This window comes from Metabacillus dongyingensis (assembly GCF_019933155.2).
Taxonomy (GTDB): Bacteria; Bacillota; Bacilli; order Bacillales; family Bacillaceae; genus Bacillus_P; species Bacillus_P dongyingensis.
The window spans coordinates 4223127-4242585 of sequence record NZ_CP082944.1 but is presented as its reverse complement, the minus strand read 5'-3'; the positions used below and the strand labels follow the sequence as shown (position 1 = coordinate 4242585).

The 19459-nt window shown below is 39.3% G+C and carries 22 protein-coding genes; 14 read left to right on the top strand and 8 right to left on the bottom strand.

Features of this window, described 5'->3' with window-relative positions; translation table 11 throughout:
- Nucleotides 1-24: 24 nt before the first annotated feature.
- A complete protein-coding gene (locus K8L98_RS21080; protein ID WP_223437849.1) occupies nt 25-1203 on the bottom strand; it encodes an MFS transporter in 1179 nt (392 codons plus the stop codon).
- 236 nt (nt 1204-1439) lie between these two features.
- On the opposite strand from K8L98_RS21080, the gene kapD reads away from it, so the two are divergent.
- Entirely contained in the window at nt 1440-2063 is a 624-nt protein-coding gene (gene kapD / locus K8L98_RS21075) for a 3'-5' exonuclease KapD (RefSeq protein WP_223437847.1), read from the top strand.
- A gap of 34 nt (nt 2064-2097) precedes the next feature.
- Here the strand turns inward: kapD and kapB are convergent, their stop codons facing one another.
- On the bottom strand, nt 2098-2481 hold the full coding sequence (gene kapB / locus K8L98_RS21070; protein ID WP_223437845.1) for a kinase-associated lipoprotein KapB: 384 nt from the start codon (nt 2479-2481) through the stop codon (nt 2098-2100).
- A 146-nt stretch (nt 2482-2627) separates the two neighbouring features.
- On the opposite strand from kapB, the gene K8L98_RS21065 reads away from it, so the two are divergent.
- Together K8L98_RS21065 and K8L98_RS21060 are read left to right on the top strand one after the other, a co-directional pair.
- Entirely contained in the window at nt 2628-2840 is a 213-nt protein-coding gene (locus K8L98_RS21065) for a hypothetical protein (protein WP_338036994.1), read from the top strand.
- 196 nt (nt 2841-3036) lie between these two features.
- Nucleotides 3037-3609: a superoxide dismutase family protein gene (locus K8L98_RS21060; protein ID WP_223437843.1), complete on the top strand. Its 573-nt coding sequence runs from the start codon at nt 3037-3039 to the stop codon at nt 3607-3609.
- Nucleotides 3610-3645: 36 nt separating this feature from the next.
- Here the strand turns inward: K8L98_RS21060 and K8L98_RS21055 are convergent, their stop codons facing one another.
- From K8L98_RS21055 to K8L98_RS21045, 3 genes are all read right to left on the bottom strand, one after another.
- Complete coding sequence (locus tag K8L98_RS21055; RefSeq protein WP_223437841.1) at nt 3646-3960, bottom strand: hypothetical protein; 315 nt, start codon at nt 3958-3960, stop codon at nt 3646-3648.
- A 99-nt stretch (nt 3961-4059) separates the two neighbouring features.
- Nucleotides 4060-5355 carry an ATP-binding protein gene (locus tag K8L98_RS21050; RefSeq protein WP_223443650.1) on the bottom strand — a complete coding sequence of 432 codons (1296 nt, stop codon included), beginning with the start codon at nt 5353-5355 and terminating at the stop codon, nt 4060-4062.
- Between the two features lie 322 nt (nt 5356-5677).
- Complete coding sequence (locus tag K8L98_RS21045) at nt 5678-6844, bottom strand: MalY/PatB family protein (protein WP_223437839.1); 1167 nt, start codon at nt 6842-6844, stop codon at nt 5678-5680.
- 354 nt (nt 6845-7198) lie between these two features.
- Here K8L98_RS21045 and K8L98_RS21040 point away from each other — a divergent pair, with 354 nt between their 5' ends.
- Entirely contained in the window at nt 7199-7453 is a 255-nt protein-coding gene (locus K8L98_RS21040) for a DUF1871 family protein (protein WP_223443649.1), read from the top strand.
- Nucleotides 7454-7495: 42 nt separating this feature from the next.
- On the opposite strand, the gene K8L98_RS21035 is transcribed toward K8L98_RS21040, so the two are convergent.
- Nucleotides 7496-8323 (bottom strand): alpha/beta fold hydrolase, encoded by an 828-nt coding sequence (locus K8L98_RS21035; RefSeq protein WP_223437836.1) that lies wholly within the window; start codon nt 8321-8323, stop codon nt 7496-7498.
- Nucleotides 8324-8699: 376 nt separating this feature from the next.
- On the opposite strand from K8L98_RS21035, the gene K8L98_RS21030 reads away from it, so the two are divergent.
- The 5 genes from K8L98_RS21030 (at nt 8700) to yugI (ending at nt 13780) form a co-directional block, all read left to right on the top strand.
- Entirely contained in the window at nt 8700-9200 is a 501-nt protein-coding gene (locus tag K8L98_RS21030; protein WP_223437834.1) for an Lrp/AsnC family transcriptional regulator, read from the top strand.
- The gene (locus tag K8L98_RS21025) at nt 9197-10363 is read left to right on the top strand and encodes an aminotransferase (RefSeq protein ID WP_223437831.1); all 1167 of its coding nucleotides are present in this window, start codon (nt 9197-9199) and stop codon (nt 10361-10363) included. The genes K8L98_RS21030 and K8L98_RS21025 overlap by 4 nt, the downstream gene beginning before the upstream one ends.
- A 205-nt stretch (nt 10364-10568) precedes the next feature.
- Complete coding sequence (locus tag K8L98_RS21020) at nt 10569-11126, top strand: RNA polymerase sigma factor (protein ID WP_223437829.1); 558 nt, start codon at nt 10569-10571, stop codon at nt 11124-11126.
- Nucleotides 11119-12753, top strand: coding sequence for a hypothetical protein (locus K8L98_RS21015; RefSeq protein ID WP_223437827.1), 1635 nt, complete (start codon nt 11119-11121; stop codon nt 12751-12753). Before K8L98_RS21020 ends, K8L98_RS21015 begins: the two co-directional genes overlap by 8 nt.
- A gap of 628 nt (nt 12754-13381) precedes the next feature.
- Nucleotides 13382-13780, top strand: a complete 399-nt coding sequence (gene yugI / locus K8L98_RS21010) for a S1 domain-containing post-transcriptional regulator GSP13 (RefSeq protein ID WP_101569160.1) — start codon at nt 13382-13384, stop codon at nt 13778-13780.
- A gap of 318 nt (nt 13781-14098) precedes the next feature.
- On the opposite strand, the gene K8L98_RS21005 is transcribed toward yugI, so the two are convergent.
- The gene (locus K8L98_RS21005) at nt 14099-14332 is read right to left on the bottom strand and encodes a DUF378 domain-containing protein (RefSeq protein ID WP_223437825.1); all 234 of its coding nucleotides are present in this window, start codon (nt 14330-14332) and stop codon (nt 14099-14101) included.
- A 159-nt stretch (nt 14333-14491) separates the two neighbouring features.
- On the opposite strand from K8L98_RS21005, the gene K8L98_RS21000 reads away from it, so the two are divergent.
- Together K8L98_RS21000 and K8L98_RS20995 are read left to right on the top strand one after the other, a co-directional pair.
- Nucleotides 14492-15655, top strand: coding sequence for an iron-containing alcohol dehydrogenase (locus tag K8L98_RS21000; RefSeq protein ID WP_223437823.1), 1164 nt, complete (start codon nt 14492-14494; stop codon nt 15653-15655).
- A 143-nt stretch (nt 15656-15798) separates the two neighbouring features.
- Nucleotides 15799-17151 carry a glucose-6-phosphate isomerase gene (locus tag K8L98_RS20995; protein ID WP_223437821.1) on the top strand — a complete coding sequence of 451 codons (1353 nt, stop codon included), beginning with the start codon at nt 15799-15801 and terminating at the stop codon, nt 17149-17151.
- A gap of 200 nt (nt 17152-17351) precedes the next feature.
- Here the strand turns inward: K8L98_RS20995 and K8L98_RS20990 are convergent, their stop codons facing one another.
- A complete protein-coding gene (locus K8L98_RS20990; RefSeq protein ID WP_223437819.1) occupies nt 17352-17495 on the bottom strand; it encodes a hypothetical protein in 144 nt (47 codons plus the stop codon).
- A 76-nt stretch (nt 17496-17571) separates the two neighbouring features.
- On the opposite strand from K8L98_RS20990, the gene K8L98_RS20985 reads away from it, so the two are divergent.
- The 3 genes from K8L98_RS20985 to K8L98_RS20975 all read left to right on the top strand — a co-directional run bounded on the left by K8L98_RS20985 (nt 17572) and on the right by K8L98_RS20975 (nt 19138).
- Complete coding sequence (locus K8L98_RS20985) at nt 17572-18042, top strand: DinB family protein (RefSeq protein ID WP_223437818.1); 471 nt, start codon at nt 17572-17574, stop codon at nt 18040-18042.
- 170 nt (nt 18043-18212) lie between these two features.
- Nucleotides 18213-18554 (top strand): cupin domain-containing protein, encoded by a 342-nt coding sequence (locus K8L98_RS20980; RefSeq protein WP_223437816.1) that lies wholly within the window; start codon nt 18213-18215, stop codon nt 18552-18554.
- 125 nt (nt 18555-18679) lie between these two features.
- A complete protein-coding gene (locus tag K8L98_RS20975; RefSeq protein WP_223443647.1) occupies nt 18680-19138 on the top strand; it encodes a 2-thiouracil desulfurase family protein in 459 nt (152 codons plus the stop codon).
- Nucleotides 19139-19459: the final 321 nt, after the last annotated feature.

Below are 19459 nucleotides of genomic sequence, written 5' to 3'. Positions count from 1 at the left end.
CGCTCCAATTTGGATAGCGCGTTTTCAGCTCGCTTTTGCCAGGGCTTTTTGTTCACTGCGCAGGCTTTTCCATAATAGAACCGCGCTGCACAGAAACAAACCGGCTGTTACATAAAAAACAGCAGAGATTCCGAAGCTGCCTGCAATGATTCCGCCAAGAACAGGTCCGACAACATTGCCGAGAAACTTAAAGCTGACATTGTAGCCAAGGACCTCGCCCTGCATAGCTACAGGTGCTGTCTGGCGGATGAATGCCGTAATGCAGGGAATGATGCCGCCAATCGCCATGCCAAACAGAAAGCGGAAAATCATCAGCTGCCATAAATTTTGGACAAGCGCCTGCGGAATAAAACAGAAGACAGAGGCAACCAATAATCCAATCAGCACTTTTTCATGTCCAATCCGATCACCAAGAGAACCCCATCTCCTTGAAGCGATTAAATTGCCGGCGCCAGTAGCGGAAAAAGCGAGTCCTGAGAAAAATGCCAGATTGACCGGGCCGTGAAGTTCGCTCACATAAAGAGCTAGCAGCGGCTGTATGCTGAAATTGCCAATTTGGACAAGGAGGGTTAAGAACATAATGGTTAAGAGGAGAGGAGATTTAAAAATATGCTGCAAGACTTGTTTTCTTGTGTACGATTTCTTTTTTTCCTCTTTTACTCTGAGCGGTGCTTCTTTAATCCCAAAAGCAACAAGAAGGACAGATATGTATATAACGCCTGACGTAATGAAAAACGTGTACGTAAAACCAAACTGGTCAGCGAGAAGACCTCCAATAAGCGGTCCGAATAAGCCTCCTGATACCGTCCCCATCTGAAGGGTTCCGAGCGTGCGTCCTGCTACCTCCTTTTCAGTCTGGGCTGAAATTAAAGCGAGAGAAGTCGGGATAAATCCAGTTACAGCACCCATCACCAGCCGCAGTAAAAATAACTCATGAACAGATTTTACGAAACCCATTAAAAGAATGCTTGTGGCAATGCCGGAGCCTGTAATCAGCAAAATTTTCTTATAGCCATACTTATCTCCAAATCTTCCCCATAATGGCGAAACAAGAAAAGCCATCAAAAAAGAGATGCCAAATACATAGCCAGCCCATTTGCGCACATAGTCATCTGAAAAATCGCCAAATGTGCTCAAGTATAAAGACAAAAAGGGCATAATCATGGTCGCACTTGCTGCAACAAAAAAGTTAGCCGTCCACATGATTAAAAAATTTCGTTTTAGTATAGAAATAAAAACACCTTCTTTAGATAAAAGCCCGGTTTTTATTTCGGGTCCCTTAATATTATAAATCAATCCTTTCGTTTTTAGAAATAATATCTGAGCAATATTCATTATTTTTAGAAAAATAAAGCTATATTTTACATTTCGGTGATATAATAGTAATAAAAAGGAAATTTCTTTTTTTGTCTAATAAATAAGTTGAAAGGAGGGTTCGTATGGCAGATCACCATCAATTAATTTTTATTGATTTTGAATTTACCATGCCAGAAGGAAAAGCCAACCCGCGCGGATTTTATCCTGAAATAATCGAAGTAGGAATCGTCTCCATCATCAATCAAACCGCACATAAACAATTTTCCTCTTATGTAAGGCCAGTTCAGTTTCCCTTTTTATCAAATCGCTGCAAATCATTTCTGCACATTTCTCAGGCACAGGTTAACTCAGGTATTTCCTTTCAGGAATTGATCACGATCTTAAAGGAGTTTGCAGACTATCCGAAGACAACCGTTGTGACGTGGGGGAATATGGACATGAAAGTACTCAGGCAAAATTGCCAGAAAAATAATGTTGATTTCCCTTTCTCCGGCAAATTCAGAGATTTATCAATGGAGTACAAGAAGTTTTTTGGAGACAGAAATCAGACGGGTTTATGGAAAGCTGTTGAAGAGTATGGGAAAAAAGGAACAGGCAGGCATCATTGCGCATTAGATGATGCACTGACCACCTACAATATTTATAATCTTGTCGAAAATGACAAACGATATTTGCAAAAACCAACACCAACGACAATCGGAGACAGGATTGATTTTTCAAAAGTCATGAACAAATTTGCAACATAAGCCAAATCACCTTACACGTGATTTGGCTTATTGATTATTTAAAGTAATCTGCCTTTAACAGCTGGATTTTCTCAAGTGACTTTTTTGCCCATGGCCTTGCATCATCTTTAAGGTCATTCTCAAGTTCTGCAACAGCTGTGATAAGAGATTCATGGTAAGACGGGATGCTTCCTTCATATTTACGGACCATGCTCTTTGGAATATTGGTTTGCTCATGCTCTGCAAGGGCCCTGCGTTCATGAAAGAGAGGTACCTCTGCTTCCTTTGGCATATGCAGGTCTCCCTGAAGCGGATGTTTCATAACGGCCTTTACTTTTACCAAATAATGCTCTGGCCGTACATTTGTGATTTCTCCGATATATTTTCCGGTTTTATAGTTGCCTGTCACGATTTCCCCAATAAGAAGTTCTTCTCTCATTTTTATGCCCCCTGTTTTTAAATGGTGCAAATCCCCATTTATTTTTGAAGTTATTTTAATAATAGAGTGTTTATAGACATCAGTTCAAGAAATAGTGTGGAGCTTGGGGCTGAAACTTGTTATAGTTAAGTGGATAAAGGTAAGGAGTGATCGTTTTGTTGAACGCTTTCATAGTAGGTTTGTTTCTCTATTTTCCTGAAGACAAGTCTGAGTACCTTCCAGCTGGGATTACCATGTTCATCTTTTTCGTGGCCGCTGCAGCAGCGTTCATGTTAATTAAAAAAATCTCGAAAAAAGAAGAACTGAAAGCAGAGGAATTTGAAAAAAAACTTAAAGCCGCTCATAAAAATAAATTGTAAGTTGAAAGTTCCAATTTTGGGGTTGGTATTTTTTATAGGATCAGATTTTAAATATTCTACTGCATCTATGCCAAGCTGCAGATCCTCGCTTAAAACGCTTCTGAACAAGAGCGCTTTAAGCTTTTCTTAATTTTCCAGAATAAAAAACTCACACTATGCAAAAAATGGTAAGAAGTACATATATCTGGAGGGAACAATGAAGAAACGTATCGTTCCGGCTGTTTTATTTCTTTTATTTTTAAGCGGGTGCATGGAAGAGGCACCGACAAAATTAGATGTAGAAATGTTTAATGCAAGCGGAGATTCTCTTGGAACAGTGAAAATCTCCGAACAGGCAAAAGGCGTAAAATTGGAATTGGTTTTAGAGGGTCTTCCTCCTGGAGAGCATGGTTTTCATATTCATGAGAATGCAAAGTGCGAGGCGCCGGAGTTTAAAAGTGCAGGCAATCATTTTAATCCTGATGAAAAGCAGCACGGTCTGCTGCATCCAAAAGGATCTCATGCAGGTGATCTGCAAAACCTGATTGCGGATGAAAATGGGCTTGTTGAGGCGGAAATTGCAGCACCTGCTGTGACGCTGAAAAAAGATGAAAAAAACTCTTTATTAATGAAAGAGGGGACAACGCTCATTATAACTGAACTAAAAGACGATGGAATGACTCAGCCATCCGGTGATTCAGGCACACGCATCGGATGCGGTGAAATTACTGAAAAAGAAGGAAAGCGTTCTGATAAGAAGGAAGTAAAGCCTGCAGAAGAAAAACAGTGATCACTTAACAAGTAAAAACGGCCCTTCAGGCCGTTTTTACTTTATTTCTGCGATTTGATTACAGTCTGCTTTTACTTTTGAGAGAGGCAGTCCAAAAAATGTATAAAACTGGACAGTCGTTTCATAGCATTTTTGACTAGACCCTTTTTGCTCTTTGATGCTCAGCACTTCCTCGTTCAGGGAAAGTGCACGCTGAAACGAGTTAAAGTGAAGTGTTTGAATCGTGTCAATCGCAAGGGCAGCTTCTTGCTGCATTTCTTCATTCGGTATTGCTTGTGCGCCGTTCCCTATTTGCTTCGGGATAAAGAAGGCTGCGGTTAATAGGCATAAGGTCAGCAGAAAAATCAGCATGAATCGGTTCTTCAGTAAAACCCCTCCTCATGTTCTTTTCGTCTGGTCACTTTTCGTCTCTATGGTCAGTTTATTAAATAATCGAAAAAAACATTCGAACTATTGAACATCTGATTGAATTGGCAGAGAAACGGTGACAGTTGTTCCTTCGCCAACGGAACTCTGATAGCGGATAGTACCGCTGTGGTGATGGATGATGGAAAAGGTTACTGTTAACCCAAGACCGGTTCCTTTTTCCTTTAGTGTAAAGTATGGTTCTCCCAAGCGTTCAAGCTGGTCTGCTGTCATTCCGTTTCCATTATCAGTGATTTTGATTCTGATGTATTCATGTGAAGAATAGGCTCTGATGAAAACTTTTCCTTCAAAATCCGGCACCGCTTCGATCGCATTTTTTAAAAGATTGATAAATACTTGCTTTAGTCTCGGATTATCTCCATACACGACTAAATCCGAGTTGATTTTTGTTTCGATTGTGACCGTTTTGTAGTTGGCATAAGAGCGCATTAATTGATCGACTTCAATAAGCAATGAGGATAAAGAAACTTTCTCTTTTTCAAAATATTGCTGTTTTGCTAAATTTAGATAATCGGTAATAATATCCTGAGCCCGATCAAGCTCTGATAATACTAATTCGAAATAGTCCTTATTTTTATGTTCGTTCTCCTGCAGTTCCTGACCCATCAATTGAATAAAACCCCTCACTACCGTTAATGGATTGCGGACTTCATGAGCAACGCTTGCAGCGAGCTCGCTTATGATGGAGAGCTTTTCGTTTTTGATAATCTGATAACGCATCATTGCGTTTTCACGAATGTATTCAATGGCATATTGCGAAAGAAATAATGCAGACATGAGGAAAAGCCAGTCAAGCACTAAGGTTATCGTATTGTTCCCTGTGAAAATCATAGGAGTAAGACCAAGTGTTCCAGTCAAATACATGGCAGAATAAGTGACTGCGGTTTTAATATTGCCAATCAGCAGAATAAACATCATTTTGCGCTGTTTATTATAAAAAAACCATTTTCTTTGAAGATAGTAAGGAAGAATAATATAGAAAGGAATGGTAATCATACTCAGCAGCAGCCAGTATCCGCCTGTATAAAAATGGTAGGCAAACACAGTGAGAATAACAAGGGCGCCAGAGAGCGGCCCTCCATATAAAATGCTGATGACAATGGGGATGGAATGCAGATCAAAGCTTAAATCATCCACAATATGAAGAGGGTAGGTTATACAAAGAATAGCAGAAGGTGCACAAAGCAAATAAATAAGAGTTTTGTTACGGCTGGGAGGCGATTTGAAAGGCCTGCTCAGCCAAGCAGTCTGATAAATGAAGACAGGAAAAAGAATGAATGTCATATGCAGGATTAATTCTTTAATCGATTCGATTGTCATGGTCAATGGACTCGACACCTTTACAATTTTCTGAATTCATTATACCATTTAAAAAATTAATATACTTCAAAATAGTTCAATTAATAACAGGGGATGTTCTGTCTAATGACGCTGATAATTAAACCGTTTCGCAGGTATGACAAAGCTATTCTTGAAAGACAAGGAAAGACGAAGCGGTGAAACATCTGACCTTTCGGAACACTCCCTGAAGAACATACTTATCTAGAGAAAATACAAGGTTCGCCGTTTTTCTGACTGTCATTTATAAACAGGATTTTTTAATATACAAAAAGCCATAATCTCAGATTATGGCTTTTGCTGATTAAGAAAATGCTTTTTCAAGCCGTTTTAACCCCTCAATTACAACAGAACGCGGACAGCCAATATTCATTCGGACAAAACCTTCACCGCCATGACCGTATTTAGTGCCTTCTTCAAGAGCAAGTCTTCCTTTTTCAAGCAGCAGCTCCTTCAATTCAGCATCTGTTTTTGAGAGGCTTCTGCAGTCAATCCAAACGAGGTAAGTGGAATCTGGCTGAATCACTTTTAACTCCGGCAACTTTTGAGCGATAAAGGAAGTGACCGTTTTTACGTTCCCTTCTAAATACGTTTTTAACTCCTCGAGCCAAGGATCGCCATAAGTATAAGCAGCTTCCATGGCTGTGATGCCGAATGTATTTAGCGTGAAAAAGCCCTGTCTTTTTTGAAAATCCTCATATTTAGCCCGAAGATCTTTATTTGGAATGATAATCGCAGAAGATTGGAGACCTGCAAGATTGAACGTTTTGCTTGGTGACATGCATGTAATAGAAAGGTTGGCAAGCTCCTTGGAAATGGAGGCTAAAGGCACGTGCTTATGCCCGAATAACATTAAATCCGAGTGAATTTCATCTGATACCACGATTACATGATGGGCAGCACATAACTCGCCAATCTTTCTCAATTCATCTAAGGACCATACTCTGCCTCCAGGATTGTGGGGGCTGCACAGCAGCATGAGCTTAACATCAGGATCTGAAAGCTTTTTTTCAAGATCTGCAAAATCAATTTCATAGTGCCCCCTTACAAGACTTAATTGATTATTAACGATGGTGCGATTGTTTTTTTCGGTGATATCAAAAAAAGGATGGTAAACGGGAGACTGAATGAGGACACTGTCACCAGGCTCTGTCAGTGACTGAATGGCCATGCTTAAAGCTGTCACAACACCTGAGCTGAAAACAATCGATTCTTGTGTAATGTCCCAGTTGTGGCGTTTTTTCATCCACATTTGCACGGATTTTTTTGCCCCGGAACCTGGAGATGTATATCCAAAAATACCATGCGCTGCCCGCTCTGCAAGTGCTGCAACTACTTCTTGAGGAGCCTTAAAATCCATATCCGCCACCCACATAGGCAGAACATCTTTAATACCGAAAATTTCCTCCGTATAATCCCACTTCACGGATTGAGTATTGGATCTGTCAGTTGTCTGATCAAAAGGATTCATTTTTAACCCTCCTACTTTCCTGTATGTGTGTGCACTATAAGGGCTGTTCTGCTTTCTGGTGACTGCTCCATCTTGCAACCCTTGTCATAAAAATTTATCCGAAAAGTCAAAATCGGACTTTTCGGTTGACTCCTTATCTTTTTGCCGGGTCTGTTCAGTTGGTAATGTTTTTCTTTGTCCAGCTCTAACTCCCAACTTCTCGGCCAGAAGAAATTTCCCCAAAAAGTCAAACCCGACTTTTCGGATGAATTCTTATCTGTCTGTCTGCTCTAAACAATTGCTTCCGCTTTTCTTTTATAATATATATGATAAAATAGCTATGCAAATGAAATGGATGGGTGATATTAAGTGGAAATGAAAGAAGCTAATGAGCAGATGCTCGAAATTTTATATAAGTGGGATCCCTTACATTACGGTGCGGAAGCTTATGAAACAGAAGTATTCGATGTTTTGCAGGCTGTTCATGTTTCAGAAGCGCCTTCCCATTTGTCCAGAAAAATTCAGTCTATTTATGAATTCTCCTTTGAAGAAATTATTCCATTAAAAGAATGTGAAAAAATAGCTATTGAATTGCTTCTTATAAAAAATAATGCAGCTTGTGAACGGTAAACTGCCGTTCTCAGCTGCATTTTTTGTTTCTGTATTTGGATGTTACACGCAAAATTCGAAAATTCGCTCGGACACAAAATCAGGACGCTCTTCTGGAACTAGATGTCCTGTATTTTTTAACGAAAAGAAATGAGAATTTGGAAGATCTTTGTTCATGCGTTCACCGATTTGTACAGGGACGACTTTATCTTCCTGACCCCAAATAAGCAGGCTCGGTGTTTCAATTTTTCTTAAATCCTCTGCAGATAAATCACCTTCACGGTCACGAATCATGCGTGATAAAGCCATAAAAATCCGGTCATCATAAAACGGCTGAATATAGCCATCCATCATTTCCTGATCAATCAATGAATGGTCATAAACGACATTGCAAAGGTTTTTCCATACTCCCTGCCGGCTCATAATATGTTTGATGCAAAGATAGAAATAAGGCACATATGAACCGAATATAAGGGAGGGATGAGATCTTTTCATATATCCTGAACTGCAAAGAAGGACAACCTTTCTGAACATCTCAGGCATTTCTTTTAAAGCATACAAGGAAATTTGCCCGCCCATCGAATGTCCAACAAGAATGGCGTCATCCACTTGAAGATTTTTTAAAAGCTCAATGACGACTTTAGCCATATTGCGGTATGAATAAACAAATGCGATGGACTTTTCCGACTGCCCAAAAGGAGGCAGGTCAACCGCAATAATACGATATTCATTTCTTAAATACGGGATCAGCCGCCGGTAGCTGAATGTGGAAGAAAGAAAGCCGTGGATCAATACCATTGTAGGTTTTCCAGGGTTCTCATAGAGCTCATAATGAACATGAATGTCCTGTATCATCATCTTGAATTCCTGTTTATTTTCAAAAGTCACCATAGTCGTTCACTCCAGCATTTATTCTGATTTTCTTTGAGAGATAAGAAAATATAACATTTTGCGCATTGATGGCAAGCGGACTTGTCCAACCCCTCGGCCAGAATGAATCCGGCAAAAAGTTTAACTGTCATACCTGAGCTAAACGGCGCCTGCGCTTTTCTTCATACGACATGAATTCGTATCCTTTGACAAAAAGCTGACGGTTATCAGTATTTTTGCCGCAGTAGTTTCTACTATTTTAACCTTGAATACAGAAATAACTCATGTAAAATCTACCCGTAATTTGAGGAAAAAAAACGGGAAACCCCATGTCTGTTTTCTCCTGTTCATGCTATAATTATCAGAACATTCTTAAGGATAAAAGGAGGACGGCGAAATGAAGCTTTCTCAAAAGGAAACGGAAATACTTGAGCTTTTAGAGGAAAACAGCAGACTGACTCCTCTTGCAATTGCCAAAATGGTGCAGCTGTCAGAGGAAGAAACGATTGAAGCGATTAAACGCCTTGAAGAATTGAAGGTCATTATTGATTATTCGACAACTGTCAACTGGCGCAAAGTAGACGGTCATGAAGGTGTAACAGCTATGATTGACGTAAAGGTCGCTCCAAAAAGAGGAACAGGTTTTGATGCGATTGCTGAACGAATATACAGATTTAAAGAGGTAAAGTCGGTGTACCTCATGTCAGGGGCCTACGACTTATCGGTTGTGATTGAAGGCAGGTCGATGTCAGAGGTTGCCCATTTTGTTTCAGATAAGCTATCTACTCTTGATTCTGTGCTGTCAACAACGACTCATTTTATTTTGAAAAAATATAAGCATGACGGCAAAATTTACGAGCAGGATGATGAAGACAGACGAATTGTGGTGTCTCCATGACACAAGAGAGGTATTTATCTAAAACCGTTTCACAATTAAAGCCTTCCGGCATCCGCAAGTTCTTTGATCTTGCGGCTGGCATGGAAGGTGTTATTTCGCTTGGAGTCGGAGAACCGGATTTTGTCACTTCATGGAATGTCAGAGAAGCATGCATCTTATCGCTCGAGCAGGGATTTACCTCTTACACAGCGAATGCAGGTCTTGCAGAGCTGAGAGTGGAGATTGTCCGGTATTTGCAAAAGAAATTCAATGTTTCTTATCGCTATGAGGACGAAGTTATTGTAACTGTAGGAGCCAGTCAGGCTTTGGATATTGCGTTAAGAGCAATCACCGATCCTTTAGATGAAATATTGATACCAGAGCCTTGCTTTGTTTCTTATGGACCTTTAGTATCGCTTGCAGGAGGGGTGCCTGTGCCTTTGCATACAAAGGCAGAGGATCAATTTAAGCTTCTTCCTGAACACATAGAAGCGGCGATTACAGACAGGACAAAGGGATTGCTGCTGTGCTCGCCAAGCAACCCAACAGGAGCCGTGTTAAATAAAAAGGAGCTCGAACAAATCGCTGAAATGGCTGAAAAACACGATCTAATCATTTTAGCCGATGAGATTTATGCAGAACTTACATATGATGAGGCCTATACAAGTTTCCCAAGTTTAAAGGGCATGCAGGAGCGTACCATTTTAATCTCCGGTTTTTCAAAAGGCTTTGCGATGACTGGATGGCGACTTGGATTTGTTGCGGCACCCGCTGCACTCTCTCAAGCCATGCTTAAAATACATCAGTACGCTATGATGTGTGCTCCAACAATGGCCCAGTTCGGAGCAATCGAAGCGCTGAAAAACGGACTGCAGGATGTTGAGCAGATGAAAAAAAGCTATAGGCAAAGAAGAAATTACTTCGTTGACTCCCTTAATGAAATTGGGCTGCCTTGCCATCTGCCGGGAGGAGCTTTTTATGCATTTCCTTCAATTGCGAATACCGGACTCAGTTCTGAAGAATTTGCTGAGCGTCTTTTGCTCGAACAAAAGGTAGCTGTTGTGCCTGGCCATGTTTTTGGCGAGAGCGGAGAGGGCTTTATCAGATGCTCGTATGCTTCTTCCTTAGAACAGCTGCAAGAGGCGTTAAGAAGAATTTCTATATTTATGAAAAATTTTCAATAGGAATTCTAAACAAAAAAAGGACAAAACCGTTTGGGTTTGTCCAATAAACAAAAGGGGGGAATACTAGAAAGCTTATACGCTAATAGTATTCCCCTTTTTTTGATTGATAAACCTCTTATTTACATTTTTTCTCTTCTAAATAGATATATTATGAAACAAAAGATACTTTGCCAGCGTTTCATAGATGTCAGAAGGAGGGAAGAACATGAACGATGATGAGTTGGTTTTAAAAGCAAAAAAAGGCAATATGAATGCGTTTCAGGAGCTTGTTGAGAAATACACTCCAGTTGTTGAAAAGTTTGCTTATCAGCTGGGGAACCGGCGTGATGATATAGATGATATTACTCAGGAAGTATTTATACGCGTGTACCGTTTTCTTGATCAATTTTCAAAAGCGAAATTTTCGACCTGGCTTTATAAAATAACCCTAAATGTCACGCGTGATGCTGCAAGAAAACGAATGTCAAATATGAAAAAGGTCTTTAAAATTCAAAACGAGCCTGCCTATGATTATCCGGAGGTAGAAGCTCATGTTCTTCAAAATGAAGAAGACAGGGCCCTTCATCTTTGTCTTCAAAAGCTTGATGAAAAATATAGAGTTCCAATTGTGCTTTATTTTTTTCATGAACTGAAATATGAAGAGATTGCTGAAATTATGTCGATCACGTTATCTACTGTTAAAACAAGAATATTAAGAGGAAAAACAATGCTTAAGAAGATATTGGAGGAGCACGAGAAGAAAGAAGGTGAAACTCATGGATGATCAAATCTTTGAGAAAAGATTATCGAAATTAAAACAATCATATAAGCAGCTGCCATCGCAAACTTCTTCCGATAAAATAATGGAACGAATTAAAAAGGAAGAGAAAAAGAAACGGAGCTTTTTCTCTGCTCAAACCCTATATGCCGCAAGCTTCATTGGCGTCTTAATCATAGCGGGACTGCTGGGTACCCAGCTTTTAATGCGGGGAAATGGAGGAACTGGCGATCAGCCTCCTGCAGCAGTTGTGCCGCCTTCAGCTGAAGACATTGAAGAAAGGCATAAAGAAATAAGACAGCTATATGAAGATCAATTAACTGCATTTGATGAAGCTGTCAGCATAGCTGATGCGGAACAATATGCTTTTATACAAGATGCAGGGAAAGCTGTTGCTGATTTTGAAAAACGGGAAACCTATAAATCAAATCAGGAGCTTGAAAATTACTACAATACGGTGAAGCAGACGGTTGAGCAAAATGTCTCAGTTCCAAGTGAACAGCTTGCCAAGTTGCGTGCAAAAGCTGAAGAAGGAAAGCAAATTAAAGATGAAGAAATCATCAGTTTGCTTGAAAAACAGCGTGTGATGAATGAATATTACTTTGAAAAGTGGCTGTCTGTATCACTGAACTTACACTATACAGATGTGTTTGCTTTTGCTGATGAATTGAATCGTACTGGCACAGACGACCCTGAAGCAGGACCTATAGTGAAAGAAATTAAAGACAGCGGCTATCGTTTTTATCATGAAGGTGAAGGGATGATTAATTTTCAGCCTGACCTGACTTTATTGGAAACCGAACTAAGGCCGAGCACGCAGATGAAGAAGTATTTTGAAGTTGAAAATCAGGCTCAGGTGACGGAAGACGGTGCAGTCAGTGTTTCACCTCAGGAGCTTGCAGATCGAACACTTGCATTAGAAGATTTTATTAATAAAAATCCGAACTTTAAATATGGTGAAAAGTTGAAAGAGCGGTATGAATTTTGGCTGTTTTTACTCTTAAAAGGGCTTACGAATTCGGAAGCAATTGATGAAGAGAATCGTTTGAAAGAGGAATGGAAGTCGGCACTCGAATATGTAATGGAAAAGGATCCAAATAGTCAAACGGCGGAAGTTGTTACAAGGTTCTATAACGAATTAAAAGAAAAAAACTTTACGTTTGATTCTAGAGAACAATATGAGCAATATCAGGTGGATGTTCCTGAAGGTTTAGTTCCTGCTGTTTCATATAAGAGGGGCAGGGAATTCAATATCCTTCCCCTTCCTGACAAGATTCACAAGACATACCTCGTATATAAAGAGAATGGAGATATCCAGGATCTCAGAGACTTGCAGCCTCCCGACATCATCCGACTTTACATGTATGCAGTTGTAAAAGGAGATGCAGATACTGCTTACGGCCTTCTCTACAAAGGAGAAGGAACACCGGCTAAAGAAGAGTTTGAAATGGAAATAAAGAATAAATCAGCTGAGTTTCAAGATATTTCCAACAGAGTGTATAAGGTTTACGAAGAATATAATGAGGAAGGTGATACAGCAACATTTGAATTGATATTTAAAGATGGATCCTCAATCAGTTATAAAGTGAAAATTGATCTAGGTGACTACACTTCAAGTGTCGTTTATCAATAAGAAGGCTGCTCCGTCGTTTCACAGATAAATTCTTAATTCAGATGGAAATTTCGGTTGGAAAATCTGAAAAACCTGTAGTGGATAAATTTAGTAAACAGGTTGATAAAAGTTCAACTTAGGCGGATAAGATATAGTCGATTCAGCCGGGCGCTTGTTGCCCGGTTTTTCTAATAGGTAAAAGGATGCGTTCGATATGCAGATTCAAACGGATAAGCTTGCTGTTCGAAAATTAGTGAGACTTTCTGACGAAAGGATGTCTTCAGTTTTATGAGGAAAAGGATAATCCGATTTCTTTGGAAATGGATGGAAAGAAATTTTACGATCGGAATAACGAAACCGTAAGATGTATCATAACCTATGATCATATCCCGATTGGCTATCTTCTGTTTTTTGAATTAATTCAAAAAGAGTGGTGTATTTATGATACCCAGAGGGATCTTTTTTTGGAATGGATCAGTTTATAGGATAGCCGGATTCTTGGAACAGGGGAATCGGCTAAAAGCATCTTCTGAAAGCTCAAATGCTTGACATAAATAAAAAACTTCATTGAAAAAAATGGGGATATATGATATAGTTTTAAATTGCGTATATTAAACGAGAAAAATACAACTTATATAGGAGTGTTACCATGAGCACAAAATACGAAACAGGTTCTGTTCACACAGGCAAAGTAACAGGAATCCAACGCTACGGAGCGTTTGTAGCATTAGATGAATCAACACAAGGTTTAGTTCACATTTCTGAAATCGCACACGGTTTTGTTAAAGATATCAACGAGCAATTAAAAGTAGGCGACGAAGTTCAAGTGAAAGTTCTTTCAGTTGACGAGCAAGCTGGTAAAATCAGCCTTTCAATTCGTGCAACTCAAGAAGCTCCAGCACAAACTGAAGCTCCTAAAAAGCCTAAAAAGCGCCAAGCTACAGTGAAAGCAACTCCTGCTTATTCTAACGAAACTCCACAAGGTTTCAACACTCTTAAAGAAAAGTTAGAAGAGTGGATTGAGCAATCTAAACAAACAAATAAATAAATCCGGCCTTATTTAAAAGAATGCATCCTTAGCGGATGGATTCTTTTTTTGTGTGAAAAATGATTGTCGGAGAAAAGAATTTGTGGCAGGAAACGATTTGCTGCAGCTAATAAAAACAATTTTAGGCATTTATCGAAACCTTAAGTCTAAATAGGCTTTTGTATTTCGCTAAATAAATTGCTTTTTCGGCTAAATGATTCCGAGTTTCAGCTAGATAAAAGCAGAATGCGGCTAAATAAAGTTGAATTTCAGCGATAATAAATTTCTGAAAAACAAAAAAGCACCGAATGATGGCATTCGGTGCCTGCACATATTATTTTATCGTGCTTCTGGTTTTGGCTCGTCGCGAGCAATTTCAGCTGCCGGCTTGAACAGAATTGCAAGGTTGATAAGGCCGGCAATTCCAACTAGTCCGTAGATAATTCTTGATAATGCAGAGTCTTGGCCGCCGAAAATAGCAGCTACTAGATCAAATTGGAAGAAGCCGATTAAACCCCAGTTTATCGCTCCGATAATAGTAAGTACAAGTGCTATGCGTTGTAATGCGCTCATGATGTTACCTCCTTCAGATATGAGAATGCACTCATAGAGTTTGAAGAAATCAGCAGAATTATTCATCCAGGCAAAAAAAGAGTTTGCCGAGCGCATTTCTTGCAAAAACAATCGAAAGAAGGCCATACTTATTTTATAAAAAGTAAGGAGGCGATGATTGTGGAAAATTTTACATACCATAATCCTACTAAATTAATTTTTGGCAAAGATCAGCTTGAACAGCTAAAAACTGAGGTGCCTAAATACGGCAAAAATGTTCTCCTTGTTTACGGTGGCGGAAGCATTAAGCGTAATGGTTTATATGATAAAGTACTTGCACAGCTTGAGGAAATAGGAGCAAATGTTTTCGAACTTGCAGGGGTTGAACCAAATCCAAGGTTATCGACTGTAGAGCGCGGCGTAAATCTTTCTAAAAGCGAAAATATTGACTTCCTTTTAGCTGTAGGCGGAGGAAGTGTAATTGACTGTACAAAGGCAATCGCTGCAGGAGCAAAGTATGACGGAGATGCTTGGGATATCGTTACCAAAAAACATATGCCGACAGAAGCTCTTCCGTTTGGAACAGTTTTGACATTAGCTGCAACTGGATCTGAAATGAATGCAGGTTCTGTTATCACTAACTGGGAAACACAAGAGAAATACGGATGGGGAAGTCCTCTTACATTCCCGAAATTCTCTATTTTAGATCCTGTTAACACATTTACAGTTCCAAAGGACCAAACCGTGTATGGAATGGTTGACATGATGTCGCATGTGTTTGAACAATATTTCCACCATACGAAAAACACACCGCTGCAGGACCGTTTCTGTGAAGCTACTTTAAAGACAGTAATTGAAACAGCTCCTAAGCTGATGAATGACTTAGAAAATTATGAGCTTCGCGAAACAATCCTATATTCAGGCACAATTGCATTAAACGGATCTCTGCAAATGGGTTACCGCGGCGATTGGGCGACTCATAACATTGAGCATGCTGTATCAGCTGTGTATGACATTCCGCATGCAGGAGGTCTCGCAATCCTATTCCCTAACTGGATGAGACATACGCTGGAAGAGAACGTTGACCGCTTCAAACAAGTTGCTGTACGAGTATTCAATGTTGATCCTGAAGGGAAATCAGATCGTGACATCGCATTAGAAGGCATTGATAAGCTAAGTGAATTCTGGAGCAGCTTAGGCGCACCAAGCCGCTTGGCTGATTACAGCATCACAAACGAGAAGATTGACCTGATTGCCGATAAAGCAATGTCTAACGGAGAATTCGGCAACTTTAAAAAGCTCAAAAAAGAAGACGTACTTGCGATTTTAAGAGCATCTCTATAATAGAAGAACACTCTGTTTCGGCAGGGTGTTTTATTTATTTTTGGAATGAACGCGTTTACATCCGGAGGCTCGCTTGATTTACTATCTCAGTTTCGTTAAAGTGAAAGAGGATAAAAATTTTTATATGCGATGGAGGAACTGCAATGACACATGTTCGTTTTGATTATTCTAAAGCGTTGTCATTTTTTGGTGAACACGAACTTACATATTTGCGCGATTTCGTTAAAGTGGCACATCATTCAATTCATGAAAAAACAGGTGCGGGAAGCGACTATTTAGGATGGGTTGATCTTCCGTCTGAGTATGATAAAGAAGAATTTGCACGCATTCAAAAAAGTGCAGAAAAAATTAAATCTGATTCAGATGTTCTTTTAGTTGTCGGAATTGGGGGTTCATACCTTGGGGCACGTGCTGCTCTTGAAATGCTGAATCATTCTTTCTACAATGCTCTTTCTAAAGAACACCGCAAAACACCTCAGATTATTTTTGTGGGCAACAATATCAGCTCAACCTATATGAAGGATTTAATGGATCTGCTTGATGGGAAAGATTTCTCTATCAATGTTATTTCCAAATCAGGCACAACAACTGAGCCTGCGCTTGCATTCCGTATTTTCCGCAAGCTGCTTGAAGAAAAATACGGCAAAGCTGAAGCTAAATCCCGTATTTACGCAACAACAGACAAAGCCCGCGGTGCATTAAAAACACTCGCAACTGAAGAAGGCTACGAATCATTCATTATTCCAGATGATGTCGGAGGACGTTACTCAGTTTTAACAGCTGTTGGCTTATTGCCAATTGCTGCTGCAGGAGCTGACATCGAGGAAATGATGAAAGGCGCGGCAGCAGCAATGGAAGATTTTGCAGCTTCTGAGCTGGAAGATAATGCTGCATACCAATATGCTGCTGTTCGAAATGCTTTATATAACCGCGGTAAAACGATTGAAATGCTGATTAACTATGAGCCGGGTCTTCAATACTTTTCAGAGTGGTGGAAACAGCTGTTTGGCGAAAGTGAAGGAAAAGATCAAAAAGGCATTTTCCCTGCTTCAGCAAACTTCTCAACGGATCTTCACTCAATGGGACAATACGTTCAAGAAGGCCGCCGCGATTTATTTGAAACCGTGCTGAACGTAGAGAAGCCTCGTCATGAATTAACAATTGAAGCAGAAGAAAATGATTTGGACGGCTTAAACTACTTAGCTGGTGAAACAGTTGATTTCGTTAATAAAAAAGCATTCCAGGGCACAATGCTTGCTCATACAGACGGTGGCGTTCCGAACTTAATCGTGAATCTTCCGGAAATGAACGAGTACACATTCGGATACCTTGTTTATTTCTTCGAAAAAGCATGTGCAATGAGCGGATACCTGCTGGGCGTCAACCCATTTGACCAGCCAGGTGTTGAAGCTTACAAAGTGAACATGTTTGCTTTACTCGGGAAACCAGGTTTTGAAGAAGTAAAAGCAAAGCTTGAGAAACGCTTAGAGGAATAAGGGTTTACGCCACTTTCCTAAGTGGTATTTTATAAGGTAATTGCATAGTTCTCGGGGTATAAAAAGGGCGACTGACCACATTCCTTGCTAAAATGTGTTTGAGCCGGCCATATACTCCGAGAATTTTTTTATTGATCTGGCTTCCATATATTTTGTAAAATGGTAATAAATAGTTTATTCGGCCGTAACATCCTTGTGTCCTAATTTTTCTTAATCTCTAATTGTGCCGGTGCCGGTAGTTTGGCAAGGATTTGCACTAGTAATCCATATTCCGCGAAAGAAACTGAATCCTTTTTCTTAGACTCCTCAAACTTGTCTTTATATTCTTTATCCTTATTTTTCATAATTGTTCATCATTCATACTCTATATCGAACGTTCATTCGTGTATAATTAAGACATACTTTTCAAAGGAGGAAATTATGAACTCAATTGATTTGATTATCTTAAATTTTAATGAAGTTAGAAGAAGAAGCATAAAGGTTTGGACTTCTATTCCCGCAGAAAAACTTAATTGGAAACCAGATGATAAAGCTATGACTTGTTTAGAAATGATTAGACATGTATTAGAAAGTGAACATTACTATCACTTGGCAATTAAAAACAGAGGGAGCCTCTCTACTTTTGATTCTCCCTTTGAAAACCTTCCCTATACATCAGTAGAAGCAGAATTAGAGTTTGCAGACCTGTATAGAAAACAGTTCATAGATACAGTTAAATCGTTTTCTGAAGAAGATTTAGATACCATAAAAATTGACAGATCCGAATCTGGATACATAAGAAGTCTGGGAGATATGCTGCTGCGTGTGGCCTATCATGAATCTGTCCACACTGGTCAGTTATTAGATTATCTAAGATCTGCAGGCATACCCAGAGTTCGAATTTGGGACTAAGTAGGCAGATAGAAGTAACAAATACTTCGGCTATTTTTTCTTTGTGCAGTTTCTTTAAAATGGAAATTAGAGAAACGGACGCGTTTAGTTGACAAAGATAATGTTTTTTTAGTCTATGGCCTGAATTTAGTCCATTAAAAAAGAATAGATTTGCGAGGAGTATAAGATTGATGAAAAAAGGTCAATTAGAGGTTATGAACTTAAATGAATTAATAAAAGACCAAAAGGACTACACAAATTTTATTGTAAGTGAAGTAAATGACCACGCTCTTAGAATAGCTGTGATAAATGGAGAATTTCACTGGCATAAACACGAGGATTGCGACGAGTTATTTTATGTATTAGAAGGTGAACTTTTCATAGACTTAGAAAACGGTGAAACAGTTTCATTAACTCCAGGTGAAATATTTACTGTACCTGCTAATACAAGGCATCGAACTCGTTCAAACGAAAGAACAGTCAATCTTTGTTTTGAAAAGGCAATTAACGATATAAAAGGGAGCAAAAGTTAATAGTAAATCAATCAATTAAATTGCCCCGGTTGGCATAACTTCATAAAATATTGCTGTTTTTTTGAACAATTGGAACCATTTGGTTGTACAAGAAGGTCCTACTAGCTTGAGGGGATATGAAAGAAATGATATTAGTGAGTTCTTGTTTAGCAGGGTTAGAGGTAAGGTATAATGGTACGCATAGTCTAGATAACAAGATAAGTAAACTAATAGAAGAAAATAAGGCAATAACCGTTTGTCCCGAATTGCTTGGTGGTTTTTCAACACCAAGAGAACCTGCTGAGATAATAGGCGGCAACGGGGAAGATGTACTGGATGGGAATGCCAAAGTAGTCGAGAAATCAGGAAGAGACGTAACTGAACAGTACATAAAAGGAGCTTATGTAACTTTTAATAAAGCAAAAGAGGTTAATGCAACAATTGTTGTTCTTAAAGAGGGTAGCCCATCCTGTGGGAGTTCAATGATTTACAATGGTGAATTTATAGGTAAGAAAATTGTTGGAAATGGAGTCACAACTGCTTTACTAAAAAGAAACGGGTTACGAGTAATTTCAGAAGAACAGTTTTCGGATAATCTCGGGTGAGATAATATAATTTATCTTCAGGCTAAGCGTGCAGTAATAAAGTATTGTTGAGAAATGTTCATATCTAATTTCATACTTTCGTTCTTAAACAATCGGACGCATGCCAGAACAAGCAGTAAAAGGCTGATAAAAATTATACATGTTTGAAAAAAATAAAGCAGGAGCCGGGGAGATTGAAACCTTTCCCCGGCTTGCTTGCGTTCCCTGAAAGAGTACTTTGCTATTCAACTAAATAGGGAGATTATTTAAAGAGTGCTGAACACATTCTCTTAATTTGATTTCCCTTCTCTTACTTCCTTGAATTTCTAATTAAGCTTTATA

Excerpts from the sequence above, each read along its gene's own strand:
- K8L98_RS21055 (WP_223437841.1), bottom strand. The coding sequence starts at position 3,960 with ATGCTGATTTTTCTGCTGACCTTATGCCTATTAACCGCAGCCTTCTTT.
- kapB (WP_223437845.1), bottom strand. The coding sequence starts at position 2,481 with ATGAGAGAAGAACTTCTTATTGGGGAAATCGTGACAGGCAACTATAAA.
- yugI (WP_101569160.1), top strand. The coding sequence starts at position 13,382 with ATGAGCACAAAATACGAAACAGGTTCTGTTCACACAGGCAAAGTAACA.
- K8L98_RS21035 (WP_223437836.1), bottom strand. The coding sequence starts at position 8,323 with ATGGTGACTTTTGAAAATAAACAGGAATTCAAGATGATGATACAGGAC.
- kapD (WP_223437847.1), top strand. The coding sequence starts at position 1,440 with ATGGCAGATCACCATCAATTAATTTTTATTGATTTTGAATTTACCATG.
- K8L98_RS20980 (WP_223437816.1), top strand. The coding sequence starts at position 18,213 with ATGAAAAAAGGTCAATTAGAGGTTATGAACTTAAATGAATTAATAAAA.
- K8L98_RS21015 (WP_223437827.1), top strand. The coding sequence starts at position 11,119 with ATGGATGATCAAATCTTTGAGAAAAGATTATCGAAATTAAAACAATCA.
- K8L98_RS20985 (WP_223437818.1), top strand. The coding sequence starts at position 17,572 with ATGAACTCAATTGATTTGATTATCTTAAATTTTAATGAAGTTAGAAGA.
- K8L98_RS21080 (WP_223437849.1), bottom strand. The coding sequence starts at position 1,203 with ATGTGGACGGCTAACTTTTTTGTTGCAGCAAGTGCGACCATGATTATG.
- K8L98_RS21025 (WP_223437831.1), top strand. The coding sequence starts at position 9,197 with ATGACACAAGAGAGGTATTTATCTAAAACCGTTTCACAATTAAAGCCT.
- K8L98_RS21040 (WP_223443649.1), top strand. The coding sequence starts at position 7,199 with ATGAAAGAAGCTAATGAGCAGATGCTCGAAATTTTATATAAGTGGGAT.
- K8L98_RS20990 (WP_223437819.1), bottom strand. The coding sequence starts at position 17,495 with ATGAAAAATAAGGATAAAGAATATAAAGACAAGTTTGAGGAGTCTAAG.
- K8L98_RS21030 (WP_223437834.1), top strand. The coding sequence starts at position 8,700 with ATGAAGCTTTCTCAAAAGGAAACGGAAATACTTGAGCTTTTAGAGGAA.
- K8L98_RS20995 (WP_223437821.1), top strand. The coding sequence starts at position 15,799 with ATGACACATGTTCGTTTTGATTATTCTAAAGCGTTGTCATTTTTTGGT.
- K8L98_RS21020 (WP_223437829.1), top strand. The coding sequence starts at position 10,569 with ATGAACGATGATGAGTTGGTTTTAAAAGCAAAAAAAGGCAATATGAAT.
- K8L98_RS21045 (WP_223437839.1), bottom strand. The coding sequence starts at position 6,844 with ATGAATCCTTTTGATCAGACAACTGACAGATCCAATACTCAATCCGTG.
- K8L98_RS21050 (WP_223443650.1), bottom strand. The coding sequence starts at position 5,355 with ATGACAATCGAATCGATTAAAGAATTAATCCTGCATATGACATTCATT.
- K8L98_RS20975 (WP_223443647.1), top strand. The coding sequence starts at position 18,680 with ATGATATTAGTGAGTTCTTGTTTAGCAGGGTTAGAGGTAAGGTATAAT.
- K8L98_RS21060 (WP_223437843.1), top strand. The coding sequence starts at position 3,037 with ATGAAGAAACGTATCGTTCCGGCTGTTTTATTTCTTTTATTTTTAAGC.
- K8L98_RS21005 (WP_223437825.1), bottom strand. The coding sequence starts at position 14,332 with ATGAGCGCATTACAACGCATAGCACTTGTACTTACTATTATCGGAGCG.